Source organism: Roseobacter sp. AzwK-3b (assembly GCF_000170875.1).
In the GTDB taxonomy this organism is placed as follows: Bacteria; Pseudomonadota; Alphaproteobacteria; order Rhodobacterales; family Rhodobacteraceae; genus Roseovarius; species Roseovarius litoreus.
Genome location: NZ_ABCR01000005.1, coordinates 254980 through 280087 on the forward strand (window position 1 = coordinate 254980; position 25108 = coordinate 280087).

Sequence of the window (25108 nt, forward strand, 5' to 3'; positions counted from 1 at the left end):
GCCTATCCTTCCTTGTGGTCTGTGAGTTGTGCCGCGTCGAGCGGCATCAGCATCCGGCTGACATCGCTGGCGGGCAGCGTATCGAGATCGTGACGCCAATTGGGGGCGTTGTCCTTGTCGATGATCCGGGCGCGGATGCCTTCGAGGAAATCGCTATGCTCCATCGCGCGGTACGTGAAGCGATATTCCAGATCGAGCGCGCGCCGGATATCGGCGGCGGGATCGCGCAAGCGGTGGATCATCTCGACGGTGCAGGCCATGGAGAGGGGGGAATTGCGCGCGATCTTCTGGAGCGCGTCCCGGGCCAGAGGGCTGTCATCGTGCTGCAGGGCCTGCAGGATGTCATGGAGGCTGCCGCCCGCGAAGATGGCGTCGATCAGGGGGTGGGCCTTGCTCAGCGCCCCTTGCGGGGGCGTCTCGCTTGCGAGGGCTATGGCCGAGATGTCGCCGGTGTCGCAGAGCGTGGCGATCAGATCGGGCCAGCGGTGACTGGGGATATAGCTGTCGGCAAAGCCTGCAAGGATGGCGTCGGCCGGTCCCATGCGGGCGCCGGTGATCCCGAGATATTCGCCCAGATGGCCCGGCGCGCGGGCCAGAAGAAGCGAGCCGCCGACATCCGGCACCAGTCCGATGGAGCATTCGGGCATGGCGATCTGGCTGGTCTCATCCACGATCCGGTGGCTGCCGTGGCAGCCGATCCCGACGCCGCCGCCCATCGTGAAGCCGTTCAAGAACGTGATGTAAGGCTTTGGATATTCTGCAATTTTCGCATTCAGGCGGTATTCGTCGCGCCAAAAGCCGCGACCGTAGTCAAGATCGCCCGCGCGGCCCGTGTCGTAGAGTTTCTGGATGTCGCCGCCCGCGCAGAAGGCCTTGTCGCCCGCAGCATCGATGACCACGAGCGCCACGGCGGGATCGTCGCGCCATGCATCGAGCGCCTCTTCGATCTCGAGGCTCATCTGATGGGTCAGGGCGTTCAGGGCCTTGGGGCGGGTCAGGGTGATCCGCCCGGCATGGCCCTGGATGCGGATGTCGATATCGCTCATCGTTCGGCCAGCATCTGACGGGCCACGATCAGGCGCATGATCTCGTTCGTGCCTTCGAGGATTTCATGCACGCGCAGGTCACGGACCAGTTTTTCGATTCCGTAATCGGCAAGGTAGCCGTAGCCGCCATGCAGCTGGAGGCATTGGTTGACGATGTTGGAGCCGGCTTCGGTCACGAATTTCTTGGCCATGGCGCAGAATTTGGTGGCGTCGGGCGCGCCGGTGTCGAGTTTCCAGGCGGCCTGACGCAGGAAGGTGCGGGCGGCCTGAAGCTGAATTTCCAGATCTGCGAGGCGGAACTGCAGCGCCTGGAACTGGTCGATCGGTTTGCCGAAGGCCTTGCGCTCGCCCATGTAGGTCAGGGTCATGTCGAGCGCCTGTTGGGCGGCACCAAGCGAGCAGGCGGCGATGTTGAGCCGGCCCCCGTCAAGCCCGGCCATGGCATAGGAAAACCCCTTGTTTTCCTCGCCGACAAGGTTTTGGGCGGGGATGTTGCACTCGTCGAACTGGACTTGTGCGGTGGGCTGGGAGCGCCAGCCCATCTTGTCTTCGAGGCCACCGAAGCTGAGGCCGGGGGTGCCGTCTTCGACATAGATTGTGGAGATGCCGCGGGGGCCGTCTTCGCCGGTGCGGACCATCACGATATAGGCATCCGAATAGCCGCCGCCCGAGATGAAGGCCTTGGTTCCGTTGAGAATATAGCCCTCGTTGCTGCGCCCGGCGCGGGTTTTCAGGGCGGCGGCATCCGAGCCGGAGCCGGGTTCGGTGAGGCAGTAGGAGAGCACGGTTTCCATTGACAGAACACCGGGCATGACGCGGGCTTTCATCTCGTCGGAGGCGAAGCTGTCGAGCATCTTGGCGCACATGTTGTGGATCGACAAAAACGCAGCGACCGAGGGGCAAGCCATTGATAGAGCTTCGAAAACCAGTGTCGCGTCAAGCCGGGATAGGCCCGAGCCGCCGCCCTCTTCGGAGACGTAGAGCCCGCCAAAGCCCAGCTCGGCGATCTGGGGCCAGAGCTTTTTAGGGATGGTGCCCTCACGCTCCCATATGCGCGCATGGGGCGCGATGTTGTCCTGCCCGAAGGCGCGAGCCATGTCGAAAATGGCGGTCTGTTCTTCGGTCAGCGCGAAGTCCATGCCGGGTTTCCTCCTCCTCGGGGTGGTCGCAAGCGAATTGAACGCATGTTTAATTATCAATTCTTGCAAGAGTTTTGCAAGGCGTCGTCGGGATCGCGGTTTGTGCCTTGGAAAACAGGGAAAAAGGGCTGCGGTATCGTGTCGGTATAACGTCGGTATCGCGTCGGTGCGGTTTTTGGTGCGATGTGCGGTTTTTCGGGGTCAGAGATCGGCGTGGAATTCCTCGATCAGGTGGCGGACCACGGCGCGCAGGGCGTGGTCGGGATCGTCCTCGGCCTGCAGGGCGTCGGCGTAGACCTGCCGTTGACGGCCCGCGGAGGTGCCGCTGCGCAGCATGTCACGGGCGCCTTCGATTTCGGCCAGGGATTCGAAGAAGGCGGCGTCCTCGTCGAGCAGGTCGATCAGCTCTTCGATCAGGTCGCCCATCGGGACGATCTCGCCCAGACCGAAATCGATCAGCCCCTCGGTCACGCCGTAGCGCTGTGCGCGCCAGCGGTTTTCGGAGACCAGAAAGCGGTCATAGATGCGCCAGCGCTGATTGCGGATTGCCAGACGCCAGAGCATCCGGGCCAATGCTTGGGTGATCGCGGCAAGGGTGAGCGCGTGTTCCAGCCGGGGTTGCACGTCGCAGATGCGGGTTTCGAGCGTGGGGAACTGGTGCGAGGGTCGCAGATCCCACCAGATTTTCGAGCTGTCCTCGATCACGCCGAGATCGACGAGCGCCGAGACCGAGCGTTCGAACTCGCCATAGCTTTCCATGCGGGGGGGCAGGCCGGTGCGGGGCAGGTTGTCGAACACGGTCAGCCGGTAGCTGTTGAGGCCGGTGTCGTGGCCCTGCCAGAAGGGCGAGGAACAGCTGAGCGCCAGAAGATGCGGCAGGAAATAGCTGAGCTGGTTCATCAGGTCGATGCGGCGGTCGGGCGGGTCGATGCCGACATGGACATGCATCCCGCAGATCAGCATCCTGCGCACCACGCCGGCCAGATCTCCGGCCAGCGTGTTGTAGCGGTCCTTGTCGGTATGGGTCTGGTTGCGCCAGTCGGCGAAGGGGTGGCAGGCGGCGGCGATGGGGGCGAGGTTGTAGCGCGCGGCGCAGTCGGCCACGGTGGCGCGCAGGCGTTTGAGATCGTCGCGGGCGTCGGCCACGGTGCGACACACGCGGGTGCCGATTTCGATCTGGCAGTTGAGAAATTCGGGGCTGACCTGACCTTGGAGGCGGCTTTGGCAGTCTTCCATCAGACCCTTGGGGGCGTCGGCCAGCGCGCATGTGTCACGATCAACGAGGAGGTATTCCTCTTCGATACCGATGGTGAATTCGGGATGAGTGAGGGCCATGGCATCTCCGGGTGTGGTCGTTTTGCGTCCATTGCAGCACGGGACAGGCGGTTTGGGCAAGCGATGCGTGATGCGGTCCGAGGGCAGAGACGAATCAGCGCCGTGCGGCGGCGGTCGGGTGTTGTCGCTCAAATGAGAAACAATTCTTTGGGAATTGCGGGTTTTGTGTCGAAAGTGACGCCAAGTCCTGTGTGGGTGCAGGATTGTGTTAGGAAAGTTGCCGAAATATGATAAGTGCCGCGATGTATTGATTTTTTGAGTCTTCGTACGGCTGGTGCTTGGGCCCGTTTTTTGGGCGATGTTCTACCTCCGTGCCTTTTTATGACAATATTTACCTGGAGGTTTTTCATGACCAACCGACGCAATAGACTTTCGACCTTGGCGGGTGCCGCAGTGATTGGCGTGCTGGCAACGGGGGTCAACGCAGCCACTGTCCACGAAGTGTTCCATCTGGGTGGTCATGCGGGTGTTGCGGGATCGCATTCCTATACCAGTGGCGACCTGAAGCTGACCGTGACCGCGTTCAAGCACAACAAGGGCGATCTGAAGAAGCAGATCGATGTCGGGCAATGGAGCACCGGGCTTGGCGCGCAGTTCAAGGGCGACAAGGATCACAGGGTGGATGGCCGTGGCGGCGATGAGATGCTGCTGTTCAGCTTCAACCGCGAGGTGACACTGAAATTCGTCGGTGTCAGCTATTTCGACCATGATGATGACGTGGAAATCGCGAGCTATTTCATGGGCAAGAAGGGCCTGACGCTGGACGAGTACAATTCGGATGTCGATCTGGACCCGTGGTACAAGTCCACATGGTATTACAATGGCAGCAGCGACGATCACGGCAAGGTCTGGCTGGACAAGGACGAGCAGGTGACGGGCAAGTTCCTCGGGATCGGGTCGGATCACAAGCACGATGAATTCAAGGTCGCGGCGATCAAGGTGTCCTATGAACATATCGCGGCGATTCCGCTGCCCGCCGGTCTGCCACTGTTGCTGGGGGGCTTTGGCCTTCTGGCGCTGCTGCGCAAGCGCAAGAGCGCCTGAGCAGACCATATCGGACAAAGCAAAAGGCGCCGCATGAGCGGCGCCTTTTTTCGTGGCTCAAACCCTGAGGGCCGATCACTCCATCGGTTTGAAGTTGAATTCGCCGCCGTCCTTGATGCCCGAGGGCCAGCGCGAGGTGACCGTCTTGGTGCGGGTGTAGAACTTGAAGGCGTCGGGGCCATGCTGGTTGAGATCGCCGAACATGGATTTTTTCCAGCCGCCGAAGGTGTGATAGGCCAGCGGCACCGGGATCGGCACGTTGATGCCCACCATGCCGATATTGATCCGCGCGGCGAAATCGCGCGCGGCGTCGCCGTCACGGGTGAAGATCGCGGTGCCGTTGCCGTATTCATGGTCCATCGCCAGTTTGAGGGCTTCCTCGTAAGAGGCGGCGCGCACTGTGCTGAGGACCGGGCCGAAGATCTCTTGCGTGTAGATGTCCATGTCGGGGGTCACCTTGTCGAAGAGATGCGGGCCGACAAAGAAGCCGTCCTCGTAGCCCTGAAGCGAGAAGTCGCGCCCATCGACCACCAGCTCGGCGCCCTGATCGATGCCGGACTGCACCAGTCCGAGGATCTTCTTTTTCGCCTCGGCGGTGACGACGGGGCCGTAATCCACGTCGTCGCCTGCTGTGTAGGGGCCGACTTTGAGCTTTTCGATGCGCGGCACCAGCTTTTCGATCAGGCGGTCGGCGGTCTCGTCGCCGACGGGCACGGCCACGGAAATCGCCATGCAGCGTTCACCGGCAGCCCCGTATCCGGCGCCGACGAGGGCATCGGCGGCCTGATCCATATCGGCGTCGGGCATGATGATCATGTGGTTCTTGGCGCCGCCGAAGCACTGCACGCGCTTGCCGTTCGCGCAGCCACGGCCATAGATATATTCGGCGATCGGGGTGGAGCCGACGAAGCCGATGGACTGGATCACCGGGTGGTCGATGATCGCGTCGACGGCTTCCTTGTCGCCGTTGACCACCTGCAGGAGGCCCTTGGGCAGGCCCGCTTCTTCCATCAGCTCGGCGAGCATCAGGGGCACGGAGGGGTCACGCTCGGACGGCTTGAGGATGAAGGCATTGCCGCAGGCCAGGGCGGGCGCGAACATCCACATCGGGATCATCGCGGGGAAGTTGAAGGGGGTGATCCCGGCGGTGACGCCGAGGGGCTGTTTCATGGAATACATGTCGATGCCGGGGCCGGCGCCGTCGGTGAACTCGCCCTTGAGCATCTGCGGCGCGCCGATGCAGTATTCGACCACTTCGAGGCCACGCTGCACGTCGCCCTTGGCGTCGGGGAAGGTCTTGCCGTGTTCGGCGCTGAGCGCCATGGCGAGCTTGTCCATGTCGCGGTTGAGCAGGCGGACGAATTCCATCATCACGCGCGCACGGCGCTGCGGGTTGGTGGCGGCCCATGCGGGTTGGGCGGCGGCGGCGATCTCGACCGCGCGGCTCATTTCCTCGGACGAGGCCAGCGGGCAGCGCGACTGCACCTCGCCGGTGGCGGGGTTGAAGACATCCGAAAAGCGGCCCGATGTGCCTTTGACGTGCTCGCCGCCGATATAATGGGTGAGTTCCTTCATGGTGTCCTCCGATATGACGATTTGCGCGCAGGGTAGCCTTGCAAATATATTTGTAACAGAGGCAATATTCCAAAAGGGTCATGCAGAAATGCAAAGGGGGCGGGGATGGACGTGCAATGGGACGATCTGAAGATCTTTCTGGCGGTGGCGCGGGCGGAAAGCCTGTCGGGGGCGGGGCGTATCCTCAAGGTCGATCCGGCCACGGTGGGGCGGCGAATCGCGCGGCTGGAGACCGATCTGGGCGTGCCGCTTTTCGCCAAATCGCCCATGGGCTATGCGCTGAGTGATGCGGGTCAGCGGCTGATGGGCCATGCGGTGCGGGTGGAGCAGGCCGTGGAGGGCGTGGCCGAGGAGATGGCGGGCCGGTCAGGCGGGATGACCGGACAGATCCGCATCGGCGCGCCGGATGGGGCTGCGAATTTCGTTTTGCCGCAGGTTTGCGCGCGGATCGCCGAGGAGAACCCGGATCTTGAGGTGCAGATCGTGGCGCTGCCGAGGGTGTTCAACCTGACCCGGCGCGAGGCCGATATGGTGATCGCGGTCAGCCCGCCCACCGCCGGGCGGCTGAGCGTGCAGCGGATCACCGATTACAAGCTGCATCTGGCGGCGTCGCGGCGGTATCTGCGTGCCCATCCGAAAATCACCCGGCTGGAGGATCTGAGGGGGCATCGGGTGGTGGGCTATATTCAGGACATGATTTTCGACAAGGAGCTGGATTATCTGCGAGAGGCGGGGATCGAGCGGGTCAATCTGGCGTCGAACTCGGTCTCGGTGCAGATCAACTGGGTGCGGCAGGGGGGCGGGATCGGCGTGGTGCATGATTTCTCGATCCCCTTCGTGCGCGGTGTGGTCAAGCTCTTGCCCGAGGCGTTCAGCCTGACGCGGAGTTTCTATCTGGTGCGCCATGCCGATGACCGGCGGCTGGAGCGGCTCAACCGGTTCGCGGCGGCGCTGGTCGAGGGGATGCGCATGGAAGTGGCGCGGCTGGAGGCCGAGACTTGAGGGAAACTTGACAGGGGCGGGGTTATCGTCAACGCTGAAGTTCGGGGCATTCGGAGCGGAGGACTGTTCATGCTCGTTCAGCAAATCCTGAGATCAAAGGGCGATGATGGCGTCATCACGGTAACGCCGGGCACATTGGTGTCGGAGGCGGCGCAGATTCTGGCCGAGCGCCGGATCGGCGGCCTTGTGGTGAGCAAAAAGGGCGACACGGCGGATGGCATTCTGTCGGAGCGCGATATCGTGCGGGCGCTGGCTGTGAAGGGGGCTGTCTGCCTGAGCGAGACGGTGGACGGGATGATGACCCGGAACCCGGTCTGTTGCGTGTTGCAGGACAGTTCGGATTCGGTGTTGGCGCGCATGACCGAGGGGCGGTTCCGGCATATGCCGGTGGTCACCGATGGCAAGCTGGTGGGCATTGTCACGATCGGTGACGTGGTCAAGGCACGGCTGCAGGAATTGTCGATGGAGAAGGATGCCCTTGAGGGCATGATCATGGGCTATTGATGCCAGATGACCTGTACTGATGGCGGCGCGGGGCGTGCTCTGTTCTTTCGGAGCGGTCGAGGCGGGGAGATTGGCCGGAGCCTCTTGCATTCCCGGGCGCATTATTGTTGCGTGACGCGCAATGACTGACACAGGGAGCCGCCCGATGCGCATTGGCCTTTATCCCGGCACGTTCGATCCGATCACGCTTGGGCATCTCGATATCATCCGCCGCGCGGCGATGCTGGTGGATCGTCTGGTCATCGGCGTGGCGATCAACCGAGACAAGGGGCCGCTGTTCTCGCTCGAGGAGCGGGTCGAGATGATCGAGGAGGAATGCGCCAAGCTGACCGAGCAGACCGGCACCGAGATCGTGGCGCATCCGTTCGAGAACCTGCTGATCGACTGCGCCAATGATGTGGGGGCGCAATTGATCGTGCGCGGCCTGCGGGCGGTGGCGGATTTCGAATACGAGTTCCAGATGGTCGGCATGAACCGGGCGCTGGACAACAAGGTCGAGACGGTGTTCCTGATGGCCGATGCGAGCCACCAGGCGATCGCCAGCAAGCTGGTCAAGGAAATCGCCCGGCTGAACGGCGACGTGAGCAAATTCGTCACGCCGCCGGTCCGCGAGAGGTTGCGGGCGAAATTCGCCTGAGAGCGCAGCGCTCAGGCGTATTCGGGCGCCTGTGCCTTGCTGTTGCCCGAGGAGCCTGTGCCCGAGATCAGGGCGCCCATGCGCACGGCGGTGTCGGCCATGCGATTGGAAAAGCCCCATTCGTTGTCATACCAGCTGAGCACGCGGCACATGGTGCCGTCCATCACCCGCGTCTGATCGGTGGCGAAGATCGAGCTTGCGGGGTGGTGGTTGAAATCTGACGAGACAAGCTCGCGCGTGGAGACATCCAGAATGCCCTTGAGCGGACCGTCGGAGCCGGCGGCGGTGATGGCGGCGTTGATTTCTTCGGCGGAGGTGTCGCGCGCGGCCTCGAAGGTGAGGTCGACGACGCTGACATTGGGGGTGGGGACGCGGATCGCGGTGCCATCCAGACGGCCCGCAAGCTCGGGGAGCACCAACCCCACGGCGCGCGCGGCGCCGGTGGTGGTGGGGATCATGTTCAGCCCCGCCGCACGGGCGCGGTAGAGATCCTTGTGAGCGGTATCCAGCGTCGGCTGGTCGCCGGTATAGCTGTGGATGGTGGTCATGAAGCCACGGGTGATGCCGATGGCGTCATGCAGCGCCTTGGCCATGGGGGCGAGGCAATTGGTGGTGCAGGAGGCGTTCGACACGATCCGGTCCTCGGGGCGCAGGCTGTCGTGGTTGACGCCGTAAACCACCGTGCGATCCGCGCCCTTGGAGGGGGCCGAGACCAGCACCGAGCGCGCGCCGTTCTGCAGGTGCAGGGCGGCCTTGTCGCGGTCGGTGAACAGCCCGGTGCATTCCATCACCACATCGACGCCCGACCATGGCAGATCGGCGGGATCGCGCAGGGCTGTGACCGAGATCGGGCCACGGCCCACGTCGATCGTATCACCCGATACGGTGACCGTGCCGGGAAAGCGGCCATGGACCGAATCGAATTCGAGCAGGTGGGCGTTGGTGTGGACCGGGGCGAGATCGTTGATCGCGACCACCTCGATATCGGTGCGGCCGGATTCGACGATGGCGCGCAGGACGTTGCGACCGATGCGGCCAAATCCGTTGATGGCGACTTTGACTGACATGATGACCCCCTGAGGATTGTTAGCGCTAACATAGATGGGCGTCGTATACGTGAAAGTCTGCCTTGCGGTCAAGCCGTGCGGTAGTGGAGTCGTGAGGGTTCAGGTCAGCGCCAGAAGGCCAGCCACTCGATCAGCAGCAGCATCTTGCGAGCCAGAAACAAGGTATTGGCCCAGTCGAAATAAGCATAATCGGCGATCAGCAGGGCCGCGACGATGGCACCGAGAAAGAGGGCGATCCTGTCGGTCATGCTGTGGTTCGGTCCCTGTGGCAATCATACGCTGACCGAGTGATGACAGATTGCGCGGGGCAAGTCATCCCGGTTGAGACGGCGAGACAGATAGGGCCGGGCCGCTTGCGTGCGACCCGGCGCTTTTCGGCAACAGGTGGGCTCAGGCGAGGCGCCCCATGGCGACGGCGACATCGGCCATGCGGCACGAGAAGCCCCATTCATTGTCATACCATGCCAGCACCCGCACCAGCCGCTTGCCGGTGACGCGTGTCTGGTCGGGGGCGAAGATCGAGCTTTCCTCGGTGTGGTTGAAGTCGATGCTGACCTTGGGTTCGGGGTCATAGCCCAGAACGCCCTTCATCGGACCGGCGGCGGCCTCGGCCACGACGGCGTTCACATCGGCGGCGGTCACGTCCTTGCAGGCGACGAAGGTCAGGTCCACCGCCGAGACATTGGGAGTGGGGACGCGGATCGCGGAGCCGTCGAGTTTGCCCTTGAGGTCGGGCAGCACTTCGCCCAGGGCCTTGGCGGCACCGGTCGAGGTGGGGATCATCGACATGGCGGCGGCGCGCGCACGGTAAAGATCGTCATGGCGGCGGTCGAGCGTGGGCTGGTCGCCGGTATAGGCATGGATCGTGGTCATGATGCCTGACTCGATGCCGATGGTCTCGTGCAGCACCTTGGCGAGGGGGGCGAGGCAGTTCGTGGTGCACGACCCGTTCGAGATCATCCGCTCGCCGGGCTGCAGATCGGCGTGGTTCACGCCGTAGACCACGGTGCGGTCCACGTTCTTGCCGGGGGCCGAGAGCAGCACCTTGCCGGCGCCACGCTCAAGATGGGCGCGGGCCTTGGTGCCGTCGTTGAACTTGCCGGTGCATTCCATCACCACATCGACGCCGGACCAGTCGAGGCTGTTCATGTCGTAGGTCGAAAACATCTCGATCGGGCCACGGCCCAGATCCATCGTGCCGTCGCCCAAGGTGATCTCGCCGGGGAAGCGGCCATGCACGCTGTCATATTTCATCAGATGTGCTGCGGTTTCCAGCGGGCCGGTCGCGTTCACCTTGACCACCTTGATGTCATTGCGGGTGCTGGCCGCGATATGGGCCAGGGTGCAGCGGCCGATGCGGCCGAAACCGTTGATGCCGACTGTGATGGTCATGACGGGTGGCTCCTGATTGTACGATGATGCGCGCGGTATAGACGGCGCGGGCGGTGCCCGAAAGACGAAAAACGTCAAAACACAGAGAAAACAGACCTGAATTCAAAATGTTAGCGGTAACTGTTACCGCAAACTCTGGCGGGTCGGCAGTGGTTGCGCTAACGTCCGGCAAGAGGGTCTGCAGGGGCGAGGGGCAGGTATGAGCGGTTTGATGGCGTTGCTGGACGATGTGGCCGGGATTGCCAAGATGGCGGCGGCGTCGGTCGATGACGTAGCGGGACAGGCGGCCAAGGCCGGGTCAAAGGCGGCGGGCGCCGTGATCGACGACGCGGCGGTGACGCCGAAATACATGCAGGGCTTTGCGCCCGCCCGCGAGTTGCCGATCGTCTGGCGGATCGCGCGCGGCTCGCTCATCAACAAGCTGGTGTTCCTGTTGCCTGCCGGTCTGGCGCTTTCGGCGTTCGCGCCCTGGCTGATCCCGCCGCTTCTGATGCTGGGCGGGGCCTATCTGTGTTTCGAGGGGGCGGAAAAGGTGGCCCATGCGCTTGGCGCCGGAAAGGGGCATGGCGGGCCGGATGGCAGCCATACCGAGGGCGATGCCGCGCATCTGGAAGAGGCCAAGGTCGCAGGCGCGATCAAGACGGATTTCATCCTGTCAGCCGAGATCATGACCATCGCGCTGGCGGCCATTCCCGAAAGCAATTTCTGGATGGAGGCCGCGACGCTGGCGATGGTGGCCGTGGGGATCACGGCGCTGGTTTACGGCGCTGTCGCATTGATCGTGAAGGCGGATGATGTGGGGCTTTACATGGCCGAGCGGGGCCGTCTGGGGGCGACGCGCGCGTTTGGGCGGGGGATCGTGCGGGCGATGCCGGTCTTCATGAAGCTGTTGATGCTGGTGGGCACGGCGGCGATGCTGTGGGTCGGCGGCTCGATCATCCTGCATGCGCTGGATCAGATGGGGTTTCCGGCGCTCTATGACTGGGTGCATCACGTGGCGGTCGCGGCGGCGGCAGGTGCTGGCGAGTGGGCCGGGGCGGTGGAATGGGCGGTGACGGCGGGGATAGACGGGCTGTTCGGGCTGGCGCTTGGGCTGGCCTTGATCCCGGTGGGTGTGAAGATCATCAAACCGGTCTGGACGCGGCTGATGCCTGCGCGGTAGGGGCAGGGCCGGTCAGCCCGATGGGGCGCGCCGGGGGGCCATTTTCGCGGCTATTGCGTCCTGTCCGACGCTGCGCAGGCCCGAGATCGCCCCGTCGAGATCCACCGCGTCGCGGTTCTGGCTGAGTTTCGATTTGGCAAGCGTCCGGGTCACGTCGATGCGGAAGGCGACGATGCTGTCGAGCATCTGCGCCATGTAATCCACAGGCGCGTCGGCCATGCGCCATGCAGAGGCACCGTTCAGGCGTCGTTCATGCAGGCGGGTCAGAAGGGCGACCGCGGCGCGCTTGGCATGCGTGTCGTGCTGAAAGTGGATCGCGCCGTATATATGGACCACCTGATAGTTCCATGTGGGAACATGGCGGTGATGCTGGGCCTTGGTGGGATAGAAATTCGGTGAGATATAGGCGTCATCGCCGCGAAAGATGGTCATCACCTCGTGACCATCGGGGATCAGGCGATGCATGTCATTGGACAGCGCCACATGTCCGATCAACGTGCCATCCGCACCGGCCAGCAAAGGGATGTGATTGGCAATCAGCCCTTCGCTGGTCTGGGCGACGATCGAGGCGAGGGGGGCCGCGTCGATGATCGACGCGATTTCGGACGGGTCGATTTCCTGAAAATGAGGCGGGATATACATGGCAGTCATGGGTCCGGGCTGAGTCGTGCGGAGCTTAGCAGCGCGTGGGGGTCTTGTCGCGCCGCGTGCACCCTTCGCACTGGTGCGCGGTAAGGTGGATCAGAACGCGCCCATGGCCAGACCGGCGGCGAGGGCCTGACCCAGATCGCGGCAGGGGGCGAGATCGGCGTCAGAGAGGGTTTTCGGGGCGAGGATCGCCTCGGGGGTCTGGGCGTGGGTGCCGATGATGAGCGGCTCTTGCACGGCGCGCAGGCGCCAGCCGGTCGCGATGCGGGCCAGTTGGCGGGCGGCGTTGGTGCCGTCCGAGCCTGCGCAGATCATCTGCGCATAGGCACGCCCTTCGATCCGGCCCAGAAGCGGGTAATAGCAGCGGTCGAAAAACTCTTTCATCGCGCCGGAGAGCGCGGCGAGATTTTCGGGCGCGCAGAAAAGATAGCCGCTGGCGTTCAGCAGGTCGTCAGGGGTCGCCTCATCTGCGGTCAGAAGGCGGGTTTCCGTCTCGGCGCTGGCGGCGTGACAGGCGGCTTCGGCCATCTGGCGGCTGCCACCCGTGCGGGAATGATAGACGATCACAAGCTGGGTCATGCGGTGACGGTAGCGGGATCGGGAGGGTGGCGAAAGGGGTGTCAGAGACAGCAAAAAGGCCCGGACGAGGGATCGCCCGGGCCTTGATGCGTTGGTGTTTCCCCGATCAGAGCAGGGATTTGACCTTGTCGGCCACGGCCTGCGCTGTGATGCCGAATTTCTCGTAAAGCACCTCGGCGGGGGCGGAGGCGCCAAAATCATGCATCCCGATGAAGCCCGATTTCTCGCGCTTGCCACGCTCGCCGTAAAGCCAGCGATCCCAGCCGAAGCGGATCGCCGCCTCGACCGCGACGCGCACCGGGCCGCCGGGCAGGACGCGCTTGCGATAGGCCTCGTCCTGTTCCTCGAACAGCTCCCAGCAGGGCATGGAGACGACGCGGGTGCCGATGCCCTCGGCCTCGAGCAGATCGCGGGCCTGCATGGCGATGGCCACTTCCGAGCCGGTCGCCATCAGAAGCGCCTGACGCTTGCCCGTGGCGTCGGCCAGCACATAGGCGCCGCGCGCGGTGAGGTTGGCGGTCTTGTGCTCGGTGCGCAGGGTGGGCACGTTCTGACGGGTGAGCGACAGGACCGAGGGTGTCTGCGTCGAGCGCAAGGCCAGTTCCCACGCCTCGGCGGTTTCCACCGTGTCACAGGGGCGGAACACCCATGTGTTGGGGGTCGCGCGGCTGATCGCCAGGTGTTCGACCGGCTGGTGGGTGGGGCCGTCTTCGCCCAGACCGATGCTGTCATGGGTCATCACGAAGACCGACGGCACCTTCATCAGCGCGGCAAGGCGCATGGCGGGGCGGGCGTAGTCGGTGAAGCACATGAAGGTGCCGCCATAGGGGCGGATGCCGCCATGCAGCGCCATGCCGTTCATCGCGGCGGCCATGCCATGTTCGCGGATGCCCCAATGCACGTAGCGGCCCTTGCGGTTGTCCACGTCGAACACGCTCATGTCGCCGGAGCGGGTGTTGTTGGAACCCGACAGGTCCGCCGAGCCGCCCACGGTCTCGGGCATGATCGGGTTCACGACCTCGAGCACCATTTCCGAGGATTTGCGGGTGGCGACACTGGGTTTTTCTTCGGAGATCTGCTTTTTCAGCGCCTTGATGCGGGCCGAAAGGGCCTTGGGCGCCTCGCCTGCGAAGATGCGGGCGAACTCGTTCTGGCGGCTTTGCGACGCCTCGCCCAGACGGGCGGTCCAGGCGTCATGCTCGGCGGTGCCGCGCGCGCCGATGGCTTCCCACGCGGATTTCACGTCGGCGGGGATTTCGAAGGGGCCATAGGGCCAGCCATAGGCTTCCTTGGCGGCGGCCAGCTGGCCCGCGTCGGTCAGCGCGCCATGGCCCTTGGAGGTGTCCTGAGCGGCATGGCCCAAGGCGATATGGGTCTTGCAGGCGATCATCGTGGGCTTGCGCGAGGATTTCGCGGTGGTGATCGCGGCATCGATGGCCTCGGGGTCGTGGCCGTCGATTTCCAGCACCTGCCAGCCGCTGGCGCGGAAGCGCTTCACCTGATCGGTGCGGTCGGCCAGATCCACGGTGCCGTCGATGGTGATGTTGTTGTTGTCCCAGAACACGATCAGCTTGGAGAGCGCGTGGCGACCGGCAAGGCCGATCGCCTCGTGGCTCACGCCTTCCATCAGGCAGCCGTCACCTGCGATCACATAGGTGTAGTGATCCACCAGCTTGCGCCCGAACCGGGCGCGCAGCATTTCCTCGGCCATGGCGAAGCCGACGGCGTTCGAGATGCCCTGACCCAGAGGGCCGGTCGTGGTTTCGATGCCCTTGGCATGGCCGTATTCGGGATGACCGGCGGTGATCGCGCCCCATTGGCGGAAGTTGCGGATCTGGTCCAGCGTCATGTCCGCATAGCCCGTCAGGTGCAGCAGCGAATAGAGCAGCATCGAGCCGTGACCCGCCGACAGGATGAACCGGTCGCGATCCGGCCAGTCGGGCGACGCGGCATGAAACTTGAGGTGTTTTTCAAAGAGCACCGTCGCCACATCGGCCATGCCCATCGGCATGCCGGAATGGCCGGAATTGGCGGCATGGACCGCGTCGAGGGTCAGCGCGCGGATCGCGGCGGCTTTTTTCCAGTGATCGGGGTGAGCAGAACGCAGGGCAGCGATATCCAAGGGGAGCTTCCTTTGAGTTGGCTATCTTTGGGCGCTCAATAACAGGACCGGGTCAAAGATCAAGCGTGGCCCGCCGGATCGCCGCTAAGGGGGCGCATTTCATGGAACCTTTCGCTAGACTTGGCCGCAGTCCGACCGGCCCGCGATTCGGGGTGCCGGGCAAGCAACAGAGCAGGGGGCAAAGAAATGACCGAAATCGAGGAGCTTCAACGCCGGATCGTCGCGGCGCTGGATCGCATCGGGCAGGGACTCGAGGGGCGCGAGGCTGCGGGGGATGCAGGCGAGGTGGCGGCCCTCAGGCGGCAGCTGGAAGACGAGCGGCTGGCCAATGCCCAGCTGGAAGAGCGTGTGCGCAAGCTCAAGGCCCGGCAGGAGGCCGCCCAGACCGAGGCCGAGACGGCCCGGGAGGCCACTGCCGCCCGGCTGGAAAAGCTGGACAAGGAGCTGCAATCGCTGCGCAAGGCCAACCAGCAATTGCGCGACAACAATGCCGCGCTGCGCGAGGCCAATGCGCAAGGCGTGGGCGATGCGCATCTCATCAACAAGGCGATGCTGGCCGAGCTTGAAGGGCTACGCGCCAGCCGAGCCACCGATCGCGCCGAGGCCGATGTGATCCTGTCCGAACTGGGCAGGGTTCTGGAGGCAAGCGAGGGCGAAGACGAAACACGGACGGAGGAAGCCTGATGCCTGAAGTGGAGATCACGATCGGGGGCCGCAGCTTCGAGGTCGCCTGTCAGGATGGCGAAGAACATTACCTGCGCGCGGCCGCCAAGATGCTGGACGAGGAGGCGTCGGTGCTGACGGCGCAGATCGGGCGCATCCCGGAGCCGCGCATGCTGTTGATGGCGGGCCTGATGCTGGCGGACAAGACGGCGGGGCTGCAGGACAAGCTGCGCGTGATGGAAGACCGGATGGCCGAGAAGGAGGCCGAGCTGGACCAGCTGCGCAATGCGCCGCTGCCCGAGGCCGAGCGTGTCGAGGTGCCGGTGGTGCCTGCGGGGCTGAGCGACATGCTGGCCGAGATCGCGGCGCGGACAGAGTCGCTGGCCGATCAGCTTGAGGGCGAGAAGGCGACAGGCTGAGCGCCGCGACAGAGGTGAGGAAGCGATTGACCATCCGGTTGATCGCGTCTTTCATGCGGGCTGGATCAAGGGGAGGATTCCAGATGACATTCCGCATGATGACCGCCGCCGCGATGCTGGCTGCCGTCGCCGCATTGCCGGCGCAGGCCGAGACCCGCGTCACCTACAAGTCGGCGAAGTCCACATCGTCCTATTACCAGATGGCCGTGCAGATCGCCGAGGCCATGCAGACCGCCTCGAATGGCGAGATCAGTGTCACCATCGAGGAAAGCCAAGGCTCGGTTCAGAACGTCATGGAAGTGCGTGCGCGCGGCGCGGATTACGTCTTTACCACGCCGCCATCGCTGGTCAGTCTGGCCCAGGGCGGAAAGGCGATGTTCGAGGGCAAGGGCGATCCGGCCTTCGACGAGATCCGGGCGCTGTTTCCGATTCCGTCGCTGACCATGCATTTCGTGATGTCCGAAGAGAGCGGCGCCCAAGGTTTCGAAGATCTGGCGGGCAAGACGATCCTGCTGGGCAAGGGCAGTTTCGGGGCGACCGAGGGCGAGAAATATCTCGACCTCTTTGGGCTGAAGGATCCGGTCGAGATCGCGGATGTCGAGATCGGCAATGCGGTGCCTGCGCTGAAGAACGGTCAGATCGACGGCTTTGTCACGGCGGGATCATGGCCTGCGCCCAATGTGGTGGAGGCCGCGGCCTCGACCGGGGTGAGGGTGCTGTCGCTCAGCGATGAGCAGATCGCCCAGACCAAGCGCGCCAAGCTGGTGATCCCGGCGGGCACCTATGCGGGGCAGGAGGCCGATATCACCACGACATCGCTGCCGGTGGTGGCCTTCACCACCACCAAGATGGATGACGAGACCGCCTATCAGCTGACGCGGACCTTCTGGGAAAACAAGGACAAGATGGCGCAATCCGCGCCGTGGTGGACTGGTGTCGATACCGGGCTGATGGAGAACATCACCGGCAAGATCCATCCCGGCGCCCTGCGCTATTACGAGGAGGCGGGGATCGCCCTGAGCGACGCGCAGAAGTGAGCATCGCGCACACCGATCTGCCCGAGCGATCCGGTGTCGCGCGGGTGTTCTGGGCCAGCTTCGCGCTGGCCTCGGTCGTTTTTCACATAGGATTGGTGTTTTCGGGGCTGGTGCCCAACCTTGTGAGCCGGCCCGTGCACCTGATTTTCGTGCTGCCTTGGGTGCTGGTCTATGGTCAGGCGGGCCTGTCGCTGGTCACGGGCGCCGTGCTGGCGGTGCTGGGGATCGGGGTGGCGGGCTGGGTGGCGTTGAGCCATGACGCGCTGTCGGAGCAATACGGGTTTCTGGAAGGGCCGGGGCAGGTGGCGTTGGCGGCCGTTTTGATCGGTGTCGTGCTGGAGGCCGCGCGGCGCGCGATCGGCTGGCCGCTGCCTGTGGTGGCGGCGGCGGCGCTGGCTTACGGGCTGTGGGGGCAGCATATTCCGGGGCGTTTCGGACATTCGGGCACGCCGCTGGAAAGTTTTCTGGGAACACTGACGATTGCCGAGGGGGGGCTTTGGGGGTCGCTCACGGCGGTGTCGGTCAATGTGGTTGCGATCTTCGTGATCTTCGGTGCGGTGCTGAATGCGGGCGAGGCGGGGCAAGGCTTCATGAATGTGGCCGCTGCCGCCGCAGGGCGGTTGAGGGGCGGGGCGGCCAAGGTGTCGGTGCTCAGCTCGGCGCTCTTCGGGTCGATCTCGGGGTCGGCATCGGCCAATGTTGCCTCGACCGGGGCGATCACGCTGCCGGCGATGGACCGGCTGGGATACCCGAAGCGAATTGCGGGGGCGGTCGAGGCGGTGGCCTCGTCTGGGGGGCAGGTCATGCCGCCGCTGATGGGGGCGGGGGCCTTCGTGATGGTCGAGCTGACCGGGACGCCCTATACCGCGATCATGGCCGCGGCGGCACTTCCGGCGCTGCTTTATTTCTGGGCGGTCTGGGTCGGGATCGACGGCTATGCGCGACGGTTCGATCTGCGGGGTCTTGCGCCCGAGGATCGCCCGCTTGTGCGCGATGTGGCGATCACCTCGGCGTTTTTCCTCGTGCCGTTCACGGTGCTTTTATGGGGCATGTTCGGGCTGGATGTGACGCCGCAATATGCCGCCTGTCTTGCGATTTTCGCGGGCTGCGCGCTGCTTTTGACGGGGGCCGATCTGCGCATCGATCTGGGCCGCGCGGCTCAGAGGGCCGAGCTTGCGCTTCTGACGGCAGGGCGGCAGGTGGCGCTGATCGGGTCGATCATCTTCTGCGCGTCGCTGGTGATTGGGGTGCTGGGGGTGACGGGGCTTGGGGTCAAGATCACGTCGCTGATCCTGTCGGCCTCGGGGGGGATGCTATGGCCGTCGCTGCTGCTGACGGCGTTCGCCTGTCTTGTGCTGGGGATGGAGGTGCCCACGACGGCGGCCTATGTGATCTGCGTGTCGGTGGCCGGGCCTGCGCTGATCGAGCTGGGGATGGATCCGTTGCAGGCGCATCTGTTCGTCTTCTGGTATGCGCTTTTGTCCACGATCACGCCGCCGGTCTGCGGCGCGGTGTTCATCGCTTCGGGGATGATCGGCGAGAACTGGTTGCGGGTCGCGCTGACGGCGATGGCGCTTGGGGTTGGGCTTTACCTGATTCCGCTTGGCATGGTGGCGAACCCTGCGCTGATCGGGCTGGCCGAGACGCCGGTGGCGGCAGGGCTGGCGGCGCTGAAGATCGGGATCGGTCTGGGATTGGTCAGTTGGGCACTCGTGCGGCGCAAGGAGATCTGGATGCGCGGGGCCATGCTGGGGCTCGGGATGGGGGCTATCCTGTGGCCGATGTGAGCACCACCCCAGCCTGATCTGGAAAAGGCCCGGCCGCATCGCGTGCGACCGGGCCGAAGCGTCAGCCGTTCGCTTCGCGGATCTTGTCGGCGGCGTCCTTGTCATAGGATACGCCGTGCTGGTCGAACATCTGGTCCAGCTCGCCCGAGAGGGTCATCTCGGTGATGATGTCGCAGCCGCCCACGAACTCGCCCTTGATGTAGAGCTGAGGGATGGTGGGCCAGTCGGAATAATCCTTGATGCCCTGGCGGACCGTCTCGTCGGCGAGAACGTTCACGTCCTTGAAGTCGACGCCCATGTAATTGAGAACCCCCGCCACGCGGCTGGAGAAGCCACATTGCGGCATGTCCTTGGTGCCCTTCATATAGAGCACGACGTCATTCGCCTTTACGGTTTCTTCGATCTGGTTTTTTGCGTCGGTCATCTGTCGCCTTCTACTTTCGTCCTGGTCCGGCGGCGCCGGAGGGTTTGCTGTCTGATGTGGGATCTTCGTAGCTGGGTGCGGATTCGTCGATCGGAAAGTCTGCGCGTTTGTTGCGGGAGGGACCATAAAGCCACCAGCGGCGGATTTCCAGCCATGCGGCCCACAGAAAGATCAAGATGAAGGGCGTCAGGAGCAGCAGAGCGAGCGGATGTGCGGCAAGATCCTGCGCCTTGGCGAGATCGATGGGAAAGGTTTGGGGCGTTTCGGCGGCTTGCAAGGCGCCTCTCTTTCGGTGGGGTGGCCGGGGCCTTGATCAGGCCCCTGTCTTTGGTTTGCCGGGAGCGGGGGGCGGCACGGTGTCGGATTTCGCATCGCGGCGCCATGCGCTTTGGGGCACGAACCTGCGGGCATATTCCTGCGGATCGCGGGGCACCCGAAGCTCACCCTGATGCCCGCCGCCCGGACCGCCCGAATTATACGAAATGTCGATCACATGGTCTCCCGTGCCCGGTTCGGAGCCGCGCCGTGTCTCGTGCTCGCCTCGCATCCGGCTGCGGGCCAGTGCCACGGTCAGCACGATCAGGGCGACAAGGCCCAAGCTGATGACCCCGAGATCCATCCGGTCAGTCTGGTGCCTTGGTCGTCAGGGCCAGCGCGTGCAATTCACCATGCGAGCCGTCCATCTTGCCCTTGAGCGTGGCATAGACGGCGCGCTGCTGCTGCACGCGGTTCATCCCCTTGAACGCGGCGTCGATCACTTCGGCGGCGTAGTGGTTCCCGTCGCCTGCCAGATCGGTGATGGTGATCTGGGCGTCGGGAAATCCGGTGCGGATCAGGTCCTCGATTTCCTGGGGCTGCATTGGCATGGGGCGTCTCCTGTAAATCCTGTGATAAAGACTTAGAACGCGGTTGCGCCCTCTGCAATAGCAGTGGCGAGGGGAGGGCGCGCAAGTCCCGCTGTGGCGGTGATTTTCAGGACAATGGTGCGCGCCCCGCCGGTGCGATTGACCGGCGGGGCGGGAGGTTAGCCGAAGATGGCCCCAAAAGTCGACCGGTAGGTCTGCGACAGGTCCGACAGCGATGCCTCGGACGATCCGAAGCGCACCGTGTCGCCGGTGAAGCGGCCAACGCTTTGCAGGGTGACGCCTGCGCGGCCCGCTTCGATCATCAGCGCCTCGGCCTGATCGAAATTGCAGGCGATCAGATAGCGCGCCTGATCCTCGCCAAAGAGCGTGGGGGTGTCGTCACTGTCAAGCTGCACGCCGACGCCCGCCGCCTCGGCCAGCTCGAACGCGGCCATGGCAAGGCCGCCATCGGACAGATCGGTGCAGGCGCGGATCAGCGCGTGATTGGCGCGGATGAAATCGCCGTGGCGCTTTTCGGCGTCCAGATCGACGGGCGGCGCGTCGCCTTCGATGCGGTTGTAGACTTCGGCGAGCAGCGCGGATTGGCCCAGATGCCCGGTGGTTTCGCCAAGGACAAGCGCCACATGGCCTTCGCGCACCTCGCCGATGATGGCGGTTTCGGGGTCGCGGATCAGGCCCACGGCGCCGATGGTGGGCGTAGGCAGGATCGCCTTGCCGTCGGTTTCATTGTAAAGCGACACGTTGCCCGACACGATTGGCATGTCGAGCGCCGAGACGGCGGCGGCAATGCCTTTGATCGCGCCGACGAACTGGCCCATGATCTCGGGCTTTTCGGGATTGCCGAAATTCATGTTGTCGGTGGTGGCCAGCGGCACGGCGCCAAGCGCCGACAGGTTGCGATAGGCTTCGGCCACCGCCTGTTTGCCGCCTTCGACCGGGTTGGCCTTGACGTAGCGCGGGGTCACGTCCGAGGTGAAGGCCAAGAGCTTGTCGGTGCCATGCACCCGGATCAGGCCGGCGCCTTGACCGGGGGTGCGGGCGGTGTCGGCCATGACCATCGTGTCATATTGTTCATAGACCCACTGCCGCGAGCAGTAATTGGGCGAGGCCAGCAGCGCACGCAGACCGTCAATCGGATCGACGCCCGGCACGGTGGCGGGGTCCAGCGGTTCGGCCGCCGGGGTCTCCACCCACGGGCGGTCATATTCGGGTGCGTTGCCCGACAGCGCCTTGAGCGGCAGATCAGCCTTGACCACGTTGTTATGCATGATGAGAAAACGGTCTTCGGGGATGGTTTCGCCGACGATGGCGAAATCGAGATCCCATTTGTCGAAGACGGCCTTGGCCTCGGCCTCTTTCTCGGGGCGCAGAACCATCAACATCCGTTCCTGGGATTCCGACAACATCATCTCGTAGGCGGTCATGCCGGTTTCGCGGCAGGGCACCTGTTCGAGGTTGAGCCGCACGCCCAGATCGCCCTTGTCGCCCATTTCAACCGCCGAGCATGTCAGGCCCGCGGCCCCCATGTCCTGAATCGAGATCACGGCGCCCGTGGCCATCAGCTCGAGCGTGGCTTCCATCAGGCGCTTTTCCGTGAACGGATCGCCGACTTGCACGGTGGGGCGCTTTTCCTCGATCGACTCGTCGAATTCGGCGCTGGCCATCGTGGCGCCGCCGACACCGTCGCGGCCCGTCTTGGCGCCCAGATAGACCACCGGCATACCGACGCCGGAAGCGGCGGAATAGAAGATCTTGTCGGCATCGGCGAGACCGGCGGCAAAGGCATTCACGAGGCAGTTGCCGTTATAGGCCGGATCGAACCGCACCTCGCCGCCTGCGCAAGGAACGCCGAAGCAGTTGCCATAGCCGCCCACACCGGCCACCACACCATGCACAAGCTGCCGGGTCTTGGGGTGCGACGGCTCGCCGAAGCTGAGCGCGTTCATCGAGGCGATGGGGCGCGCGCCCATGGTGAAGACATCGCGCAGAATGCCGCCCACACCGGTCGCGGCCCCCTGATAGGGCTCGATATACGAGGGGTGGTTGTGGCTTTCCATCTTGAAGATGACCGCTTGTCCGTCGCCGATATCGACCACGCCCGCATTCTCGCCCGGCCCGCAGATCACCTGTGGCCCGGTGGTGGGCAGGGTGCGCAGCCATTTCTTGGAAGACTTGTAAGAGCAATGCTCGTTCCACATGGCGCTGAAGATGCCCAACTCGGTAAAGGTGGGTTCGCGGCCGATGATATCGAGGATGCGCTGATATTCGTCGGGCTTGAGGCCATGGGCCTCGATCAGTTCGGGCGTGATTGCCGGGTCCTGCATCTGAATGGAATCCCCCTGGGTGGTCCGGTTGCGGCCTCTTTAGTGCATGGCGTGGTCCGGGGGAAGGGGGCGCTGTCGGGGCTGCCGGCTTGACCCCGGGGCCGGTTTGGCGTTCGGATGGCGCAAACAGAGCGGAGAGATCATGCAGAGTTTGGAAAACCCGTGGCGGGGTGTGGGCCTGCCGAAGGATGTGCTGGGAGAGGCCCCTTGGCCCAGCACGCATGCTGCCGCGCCCGAGGCGTTGTTGCGGCAATGTCCGGCGGCGGCGGAAACGCCACTGGTCGAGGTCGAGGGCTTCGGCGCCCCTCTGTGGATCAAGGATGAACGTGGGCGCATGGGGCTTGGCAGCTTCAAGGCGCTAGGCGCGGCGTATGTCATCGCGCATGAGGCGGCTGCCACGGGCAAGGCGCCGATGGCGCAGGCGCTTGCGGGGCGCACCTATGTTACGGCGAGTGCGGGCAATCACGGGCTTTCGGTCGCGGCGGGGGCGCATGTTTTCGGCGCGCGCGCCGTGGTCTATCTGGCGCGGACCGTGCCTGAAGGTTTTGCCGATAGGCTGCGCGCCAAGGGGGCCGAGGTGGTGCGCGCGGGTGAGGATTACGAGGCCAGCATGGATGCCGCCGCGCAGGCGGCACAGGATCACGGCTGGACGCTTTTGTCCGACAGTTCGTGGCCAGGGTATTTCGATCTGCCGCACCGTTTGATGGAGGGGTATCTTGCGATGGCCGCCGAAACGGTCCGGCACATGCCGCAAGCGCCCACGCATATCTTCCTGCAAGCCGGTGTCGGCGGGCTGGCGGGGGCTTGTGCCGCGCTGTTCCGAGAGGCCTGGGGGCAGGGGCCGTGCATCGTTGTGGTGGAACCCGAGGCCGCGCCGGCCCTGACCGCGTCGATCGAGGCGGGTCGCCCGGTCACCACGCAAGGACCGGTGTCCTGCATGGGGCGGCTTGATTGCAAGGCGCCCTCGCTGATCGCGCTCAAGGGCTTGGCGCGGGATGCCGATCTGTTCGTGACGATTTCGGATGCCGAGGCCGAGGCGGTCTTGCCGGATCTGGCGGGGCGCGGACTTGCCACCACCAGTTCCGGCGCGGCAGGCGTGGCGGCGATGCGGCTGATGGGGCTGGAGGCGGACGCGCGGGCCTTGTGCATCCTCAGCGAAGAGGCCGAAACATGAGCCGAGGGTTTGACGCGGGCGAATACAAGGCCCGGCTCGCCCGTGCTCAGGCCGGGATGCAGGCCGAAGGTCTGGGCGCGATCCTGCTGACAACCGAGCCGGATGTGCGGTATTTCACTGGTTTTCTGACGCGGTTCTGGGAAAGCCCGAGCCGACCGTGGTTCGTGGTGCTGCCGGCGGCGGGCGATCCGGTGGCGGTGATCCCGTCGATTGGGGCTGCACTGATGGCGGGGACATGGATCAAGGATATCCGCACATGGTCAGCGCCGGACCCGTTGGATGACGGAGTGAGCCTTCTGGCGGACACGCTACGCGAGATCGGCGGGCCGGTGGGCGTGCCCTCGCATCTGGAGACGCATCTGCGGATGCCACTTGCGGATTTCGAGCGGGTCAAGGCGGCGTCGAGCCAGCCGTTCACCGATGATCGGCGGATTGTGGCGGGCTGCCGCGCGATCAAGTCCGAGGCCGAGATTGGCAAGATCGCGGAAATTTGCGCGATTGCCGGGCGGGCCTTTGACCGGGTGGGCGAGATCGCCGCCCCCGATGTGCAGCTGTCACAGGTGTTTCGCGATTTTCAGCGCGTGCTGCTGGAGGAAGGCGCGGATTGGGTGCCTTACCTTGCGGGAGGCGCCGGGCCGGAGGGCTATGGCGATGTCATCTCGCCCGCGACGGATGCGCCGCTGGCGGTCGGCGATGTGCTGATGCTGGATACTGGCGCCGTGCGCGACGGGTATTTCTGCGATTATGACCGGAATTTCGCGATCGGCAGGGCCAATGACGGACAACGCGCGGCCCATGCCCGGTTGATCGAGGCGACCCAAGCAGGGCTCGAGGCTGCGCGCCCCGGCGCAAGGGCCAGCGATGTCTGGCGCGCGATGGCGGATATCGTCGGCGGTGGCGAGGGGGCGGGGCGACTTGGGCATGGGTTGGGCCTGCAGCTGACCGAAGGGCTGTCGCTGACCGCCCGCGATCATACCGAGTTGTATGCGGGCATGGTGATCACGCTAGAGCCGGGGATCGAGACCGCGCCGGGCCGGATCATGGTGCATGAGGAAAATATCGTCATCACCGATGGCGCGCCACGCGCGCTGTCGTCGCTTTCCGGGCCAGATTTGCGCGTGATCTGAGCCGCCGTTGAAATAGGCGCGCTGCCCGCAAAAGA

At 64.5% G+C, this 25108-nt stretch carries 26 protein-coding genes; 11 read left to right on the forward strand and 15 right to left on the reverse strand.

Annotated elements, in window-relative coordinates; all coding sequences use genetic code 11:
* Window positions 1-2: 2 nt before the first annotated feature.
* The 3 genes from RAZWK3B_RS21640 to RAZWK3B_RS11165 form a co-directional block, all read right to left on the reverse strand.
* Window positions 3-1046, reverse strand: a complete 1044-nt coding sequence (locus RAZWK3B_RS21640) for an enoyl-CoA hydratase/isomerase family protein (protein ID WP_007815145.1) — start codon at window positions 1044-1046, stop codon at window positions 3-5.
* Entirely contained in the window at window positions 1043-2185 is a 1143-nt protein-coding gene (locus RAZWK3B_RS11160) for an acyl-CoA dehydrogenase family protein (RefSeq protein WP_007815147.1), read from the reverse strand. The genes RAZWK3B_RS21640 and RAZWK3B_RS11160 overlap by 4 nt, the downstream gene beginning before the upstream one ends.
* A gap of 201 nt (window positions 2186-2386) precedes the next feature.
* Window positions 2387-3520 carry a carboxylate-amine ligase gene (locus RAZWK3B_RS11165; protein ID WP_007815148.1) on the reverse strand — a complete coding sequence of 378 codons (1134 nt, stop codon included), beginning with the start codon at window positions 3518-3520 and terminating at the stop codon, window positions 2387-2389.
* Between the two features lie 348 nt (window positions 3521-3868).
* On the opposite strand from RAZWK3B_RS11165, the gene RAZWK3B_RS11170 reads away from it, so the two are divergent.
* Window positions 3869-4564, forward strand: a complete 696-nt coding sequence (locus tag RAZWK3B_RS11170; protein WP_007815150.1) for a hypothetical protein — start codon at window positions 3869-3871, stop codon at window positions 4562-4564.
* Window positions 4565-4639: 75 nt separating this feature from the next.
* Here the strand turns inward: RAZWK3B_RS11170 and RAZWK3B_RS11175 are convergent, their stop codons facing one another.
* Window positions 4640-6139, reverse strand: a complete 1500-nt coding sequence (locus tag RAZWK3B_RS11175; protein WP_007815152.1) for a CoA-acylating methylmalonate-semialdehyde dehydrogenase — start codon at window positions 6137-6139, stop codon at window positions 4640-4642.
* Between the two features lie 105 nt (window positions 6140-6244).
* Between RAZWK3B_RS11175 and RAZWK3B_RS11180 the strand changes: the two genes are divergently transcribed.
* From RAZWK3B_RS11180 to coaD, 3 genes are all read left to right on the forward strand, one after another.
* Entirely contained in the window at window positions 6245-7141 is an 897-nt protein-coding gene (locus RAZWK3B_RS11180; RefSeq protein ID WP_007815155.1) for a LysR family transcriptional regulator, read from the forward strand.
* 69 nt (window positions 7142-7210) lie between these two features.
* Complete coding sequence (locus RAZWK3B_RS11185) at window positions 7211-7645, forward strand: CBS domain-containing protein (protein ID WP_007815157.1); 435 nt, start codon at window positions 7211-7213, stop codon at window positions 7643-7645.
* Window positions 7646-7790: 145 nt separating this feature from the next.
* Window positions 7791-8282, forward strand: coding sequence for a pantetheine-phosphate adenylyltransferase (coaD, locus tag RAZWK3B_RS11190; RefSeq protein WP_007815159.1), 492 nt, complete (start codon window positions 7791-7793; stop codon window positions 8280-8282).
* An 11-nt stretch (window positions 8283-8293) separates the two neighbouring features.
* Here the strand turns inward: coaD and gap (RAZWK3B_RS11195) are convergent, their stop codons facing one another.
* The 3 genes from gap (RAZWK3B_RS11195) to gap (RAZWK3B_RS11205) all read right to left on the reverse strand — a co-directional run bounded on the left by gap (RAZWK3B_RS11195) (window position 8294) and on the right by gap (RAZWK3B_RS11205) (window position 10741).
* The gene (gap, locus tag RAZWK3B_RS11195; RefSeq protein ID WP_007815161.1) at window positions 8294-9349 is read right to left on the reverse strand and encodes a type I glyceraldehyde-3-phosphate dehydrogenase; all 1056 of its coding nucleotides are present in this window, start codon (window positions 9347-9349) and stop codon (window positions 8294-8296) included.
* Window positions 9350-9453: 104 nt separating this feature from the next.
* The gene (locus RAZWK3B_RS21455) at window positions 9454-9597 is read right to left on the reverse strand and encodes a hypothetical protein (RefSeq protein WP_007815163.1); all 144 of its coding nucleotides are present in this window, start codon (window positions 9595-9597) and stop codon (window positions 9454-9456) included.
* A 142-nt stretch (window positions 9598-9739) separates the two neighbouring features.
* Window positions 9740-10741: a type I glyceraldehyde-3-phosphate dehydrogenase gene (gene gap, locus RAZWK3B_RS11205; RefSeq protein ID WP_007815165.1), complete on the reverse strand. Its 1002-nt coding sequence runs from the start codon at window positions 10739-10741 to the stop codon at window positions 9740-9742.
* Between the two features lie 199 nt (window positions 10742-10940).
* Between gap (RAZWK3B_RS11205) and RAZWK3B_RS11210 the strand changes: the two genes are divergently transcribed.
* On the forward strand, window positions 10941-11903 hold the full coding sequence (locus RAZWK3B_RS11210; RefSeq protein ID WP_007815166.1) for a DUF808 domain-containing protein: 963 nt from the start codon (window positions 10941-10943) through the stop codon (window positions 11901-11903).
* A 12-nt stretch (window positions 11904-11915) separates the two neighbouring features.
* Here the strand turns inward: RAZWK3B_RS11210 and RAZWK3B_RS11215 are convergent, their stop codons facing one another.
* The 3 genes from RAZWK3B_RS11215 to tkt all read right to left on the reverse strand — a co-directional run bounded on the left by RAZWK3B_RS11215 (window position 11916) and on the right by tkt (window position 15252).
* On the reverse strand, window positions 11916-12545 hold the full coding sequence (locus tag RAZWK3B_RS11215) for an FMN-binding negative transcriptional regulator (RefSeq protein ID WP_007815168.1): 630 nt from the start codon (window positions 12543-12545) through the stop codon (window positions 11916-11918).
* A 99-nt stretch (window positions 12546-12644) separates the two neighbouring features.
* The gene (locus RAZWK3B_RS11220; RefSeq protein WP_007815169.1) at window positions 12645-13130 is read right to left on the reverse strand and encodes a flavodoxin family protein; all 486 of its coding nucleotides are present in this window, start codon (window positions 13128-13130) and stop codon (window positions 12645-12647) included.
* A 106-nt stretch (window positions 13131-13236) separates the two neighbouring features.
* Complete coding sequence (gene tkt, locus RAZWK3B_RS11225; protein ID WP_007815171.1) at window positions 13237-15252, reverse strand: transketolase; 2016 nt, start codon at window positions 15250-15252, stop codon at window positions 13237-13239.
* Between the two features lie 186 nt (window positions 15253-15438).
* Between tkt and RAZWK3B_RS11230 the strand changes: the two genes are divergently transcribed.
* From RAZWK3B_RS11230 to RAZWK3B_RS11245, 4 genes are all read left to right on the forward strand, one after another.
* Window positions 15439-15936 (forward strand): hypothetical protein, encoded by a 498-nt coding sequence (locus tag RAZWK3B_RS11230; protein WP_007815173.1) that lies wholly within the window; start codon window positions 15439-15441, stop codon window positions 15934-15936.
* Window positions 15936-16334, forward strand: a complete 399-nt coding sequence (locus RAZWK3B_RS11235) for a cell division protein ZapA (protein WP_007815175.1) — start codon at window positions 15936-15938, stop codon at window positions 16332-16334. The genes RAZWK3B_RS11230 and RAZWK3B_RS11235 overlap by 1 nt, the downstream gene beginning before the upstream one ends.
* A gap of 83 nt (window positions 16335-16417) precedes the next feature.
* A complete protein-coding gene (locus tag RAZWK3B_RS11240) occupies window positions 16418-17371 on the forward strand; it encodes a TAXI family TRAP transporter solute-binding subunit (protein WP_007815177.1) in 954 nt (317 codons plus the stop codon).
* Window positions 17368-19158, forward strand: a complete 1791-nt coding sequence (locus tag RAZWK3B_RS11245) for a TRAP transporter permease (protein ID WP_007815179.1) — start codon at window positions 17368-17370, stop codon at window positions 19156-19158. The genes RAZWK3B_RS11240 and RAZWK3B_RS11245 overlap by 4 nt, the downstream gene beginning before the upstream one ends.
* Window positions 19159-19219: 61 nt before the next feature.
* Here RAZWK3B_RS11245 and grxD read toward each other — a convergent pair whose 3' ends face one another.
* The 5 genes from grxD to purL form a co-directional block, all read right to left on the reverse strand.
* Complete coding sequence (gene grxD, locus RAZWK3B_RS11250) at window positions 19220-19582, reverse strand: Grx4 family monothiol glutaredoxin (protein WP_007815181.1); 363 nt, start codon at window positions 19580-19582, stop codon at window positions 19220-19222.
* Window positions 19583-19592: 10 nt separating this feature from the next.
* Complete coding sequence (locus RAZWK3B_RS11255; protein ID WP_007815182.1) at window positions 19593-19859, reverse strand: hypothetical protein; 267 nt, start codon at window positions 19857-19859, stop codon at window positions 19593-19595.
* 36 nt (window positions 19860-19895) lie between these two features.
* Window positions 19896-20201, reverse strand: a complete 306-nt coding sequence (locus RAZWK3B_RS11260; RefSeq protein WP_007815184.1) for a hypothetical protein — start codon at window positions 20199-20201, stop codon at window positions 19896-19898.
* Window positions 20202-20205: 4 nt separating this feature from the next.
* The gene (locus RAZWK3B_RS11265) at window positions 20206-20448 is read right to left on the reverse strand and encodes a BolA family protein (protein ID WP_037295601.1); all 243 of its coding nucleotides are present in this window, start codon (window positions 20446-20448) and stop codon (window positions 20206-20208) included.
* A 158-nt stretch (window positions 20449-20606) separates the two neighbouring features.
* Window positions 20607-22772 (reverse strand): phosphoribosylformylglycinamidine synthase subunit PurL, encoded by a 2166-nt coding sequence (purL, locus tag RAZWK3B_RS11270; RefSeq protein ID WP_007815187.1) that lies wholly within the window; start codon window positions 22770-22772, stop codon window positions 20607-20609.
* A 142-nt stretch (window positions 22773-22914) separates the two neighbouring features.
* On the opposite strand from purL, the gene RAZWK3B_RS11275 reads away from it, so the two are divergent.
* Window positions 22915-23946 carry a pyridoxal-phosphate dependent enzyme gene (locus tag RAZWK3B_RS11275; protein ID WP_007815189.1) on the forward strand — a complete coding sequence of 344 codons (1032 nt, stop codon included), beginning with the start codon at window positions 22915-22917 and terminating at the stop codon, window positions 23944-23946.
* Window positions 23943-25073: a M24 family metallopeptidase gene (locus tag RAZWK3B_RS11280; RefSeq protein ID WP_007815191.1), complete on the forward strand. Its 1131-nt coding sequence runs from the start codon at window positions 23943-23945 to the stop codon at window positions 25071-25073. The genes RAZWK3B_RS11275 and RAZWK3B_RS11280 overlap by 4 nt, the downstream gene beginning before the upstream one ends.
* The last annotated feature ends 35 nt before the right edge of the window (window positions 25074-25108 follow it).

Bases quoted from the DNA above. Each gene is read 5' to 3' on its own strand.
- RAZWK3B_RS21640 (WP_007815145.1), bottom strand. From the start codon at position 1,046: ATGAGCGATATCGACATCCGCATCCAGGGCCATGCCGGGCGGATCACC.
- RAZWK3B_RS11160 (WP_007815147.1), bottom strand. From the start codon at position 2,185: ATGGACTTCGCGCTGACCGAAGAACAGACCGCCATTTTCGACATGGCT.
- RAZWK3B_RS11165 (WP_007815148.1), bottom strand. From the start codon at position 3,520: ATGGCCCTCACTCATCCCGAATTCACCATCGGTATCGAAGAGGAATAC.
- RAZWK3B_RS11170 (WP_007815150.1), top strand. From the start codon at position 3,869: ATGACCAACCGACGCAATAGACTTTCGACCTTGGCGGGTGCCGCAGTG.
- RAZWK3B_RS11175 (WP_007815152.1), bottom strand. From the start codon at position 6,139: ATGAAGGAACTCACCCATTATATCGGCGGCGAGCACGTCAAAGGCACA.
- RAZWK3B_RS11180 (WP_007815155.1), top strand. From the start codon at position 6,245: ATGGACGTGCAATGGGACGATCTGAAGATCTTTCTGGCGGTGGCGCGG.
- RAZWK3B_RS11185 (WP_007815157.1), top strand. From the start codon at position 7,211: ATGCTCGTTCAGCAAATCCTGAGATCAAAGGGCGATGATGGCGTCATC.
- coaD (WP_007815159.1), top strand. From the start codon at position 7,791: ATGCGCATTGGCCTTTATCCCGGCACGTTCGATCCGATCACGCTTGGG.
- gap (WP_007815161.1), bottom strand. From the start codon at position 9,349: ATGTCAGTCAAAGTCGCCATCAACGGATTTGGCCGCATCGGTCGCAAC.
- RAZWK3B_RS21455 (WP_007815163.1), bottom strand. From the start codon at position 9,597: ATGACCGACAGGATCGCCCTCTTTCTCGGTGCCATCGTCGCGGCCCTG.
- gap (WP_007815165.1), bottom strand. From the start codon at position 10,741: ATGACCATCACAGTCGGCATCAACGGTTTCGGCCGCATCGGCCGCTGC.
- RAZWK3B_RS11210 (WP_007815166.1), top strand. From the start codon at position 10,941: ATGAGCGGTTTGATGGCGTTGCTGGACGATGTGGCCGGGATTGCCAAG.
- RAZWK3B_RS11215 (WP_007815168.1), bottom strand. From the start codon at position 12,545: ATGTATATCCCGCCTCATTTTCAGGAAATCGACCCGTCCGAAATCGCG.
- RAZWK3B_RS11220 (WP_007815169.1), bottom strand. From the start codon at position 13,130: ATGACCCAGCTTGTGATCGTCTATCATTCCCGCACGGGTGGCAGCCGC.
- RAZWK3B_RS11230 (WP_007815173.1), top strand. From the start codon at position 15,439: ATGACCGAAATCGAGGAGCTTCAACGCCGGATCGTCGCGGCGCTGGAT.
- RAZWK3B_RS11235 (WP_007815175.1), top strand. From the start codon at position 15,936: ATGCCTGAAGTGGAGATCACGATCGGGGGCCGCAGCTTCGAGGTCGCC.
- RAZWK3B_RS11240 (WP_007815177.1), top strand. From the start codon at position 16,418: ATGACATTCCGCATGATGACCGCCGCCGCGATGCTGGCTGCCGTCGCC.
- grxD (WP_007815181.1), bottom strand. From the start codon at position 19,582: ATGACCGACGCAAAAAACCAGATCGAAGAAACCGTAAAGGCGAATGAC.
- RAZWK3B_RS11260 (WP_007815184.1), bottom strand. From the start codon at position 20,201: ATGGATCTCGGGGTCATCAGCTTGGGCCTTGTCGCCCTGATCGTGCTG.
- RAZWK3B_RS11265 (WP_037295601.1), bottom strand. From the start codon at position 20,448: ATGCCAATGCAGCCCCAGGAAATCGAGGACCTGATCCGCACCGGATTT.
- purL (WP_007815187.1), bottom strand. From the start codon at position 22,772: ATGCAGGACCCGGCAATCACGCCCGAACTGATCGAGGCCCATGGCCTC.
- RAZWK3B_RS11275 (WP_007815189.1), top strand. From the start codon at position 22,915: ATGCAGAGTTTGGAAAACCCGTGGCGGGGTGTGGGCCTGCCGAAGGAT.
- RAZWK3B_RS11280 (WP_007815191.1), top strand. From the start codon at position 23,943: ATGAGCCGAGGGTTTGACGCGGGCGAATACAAGGCCCGGCTCGCCCGT.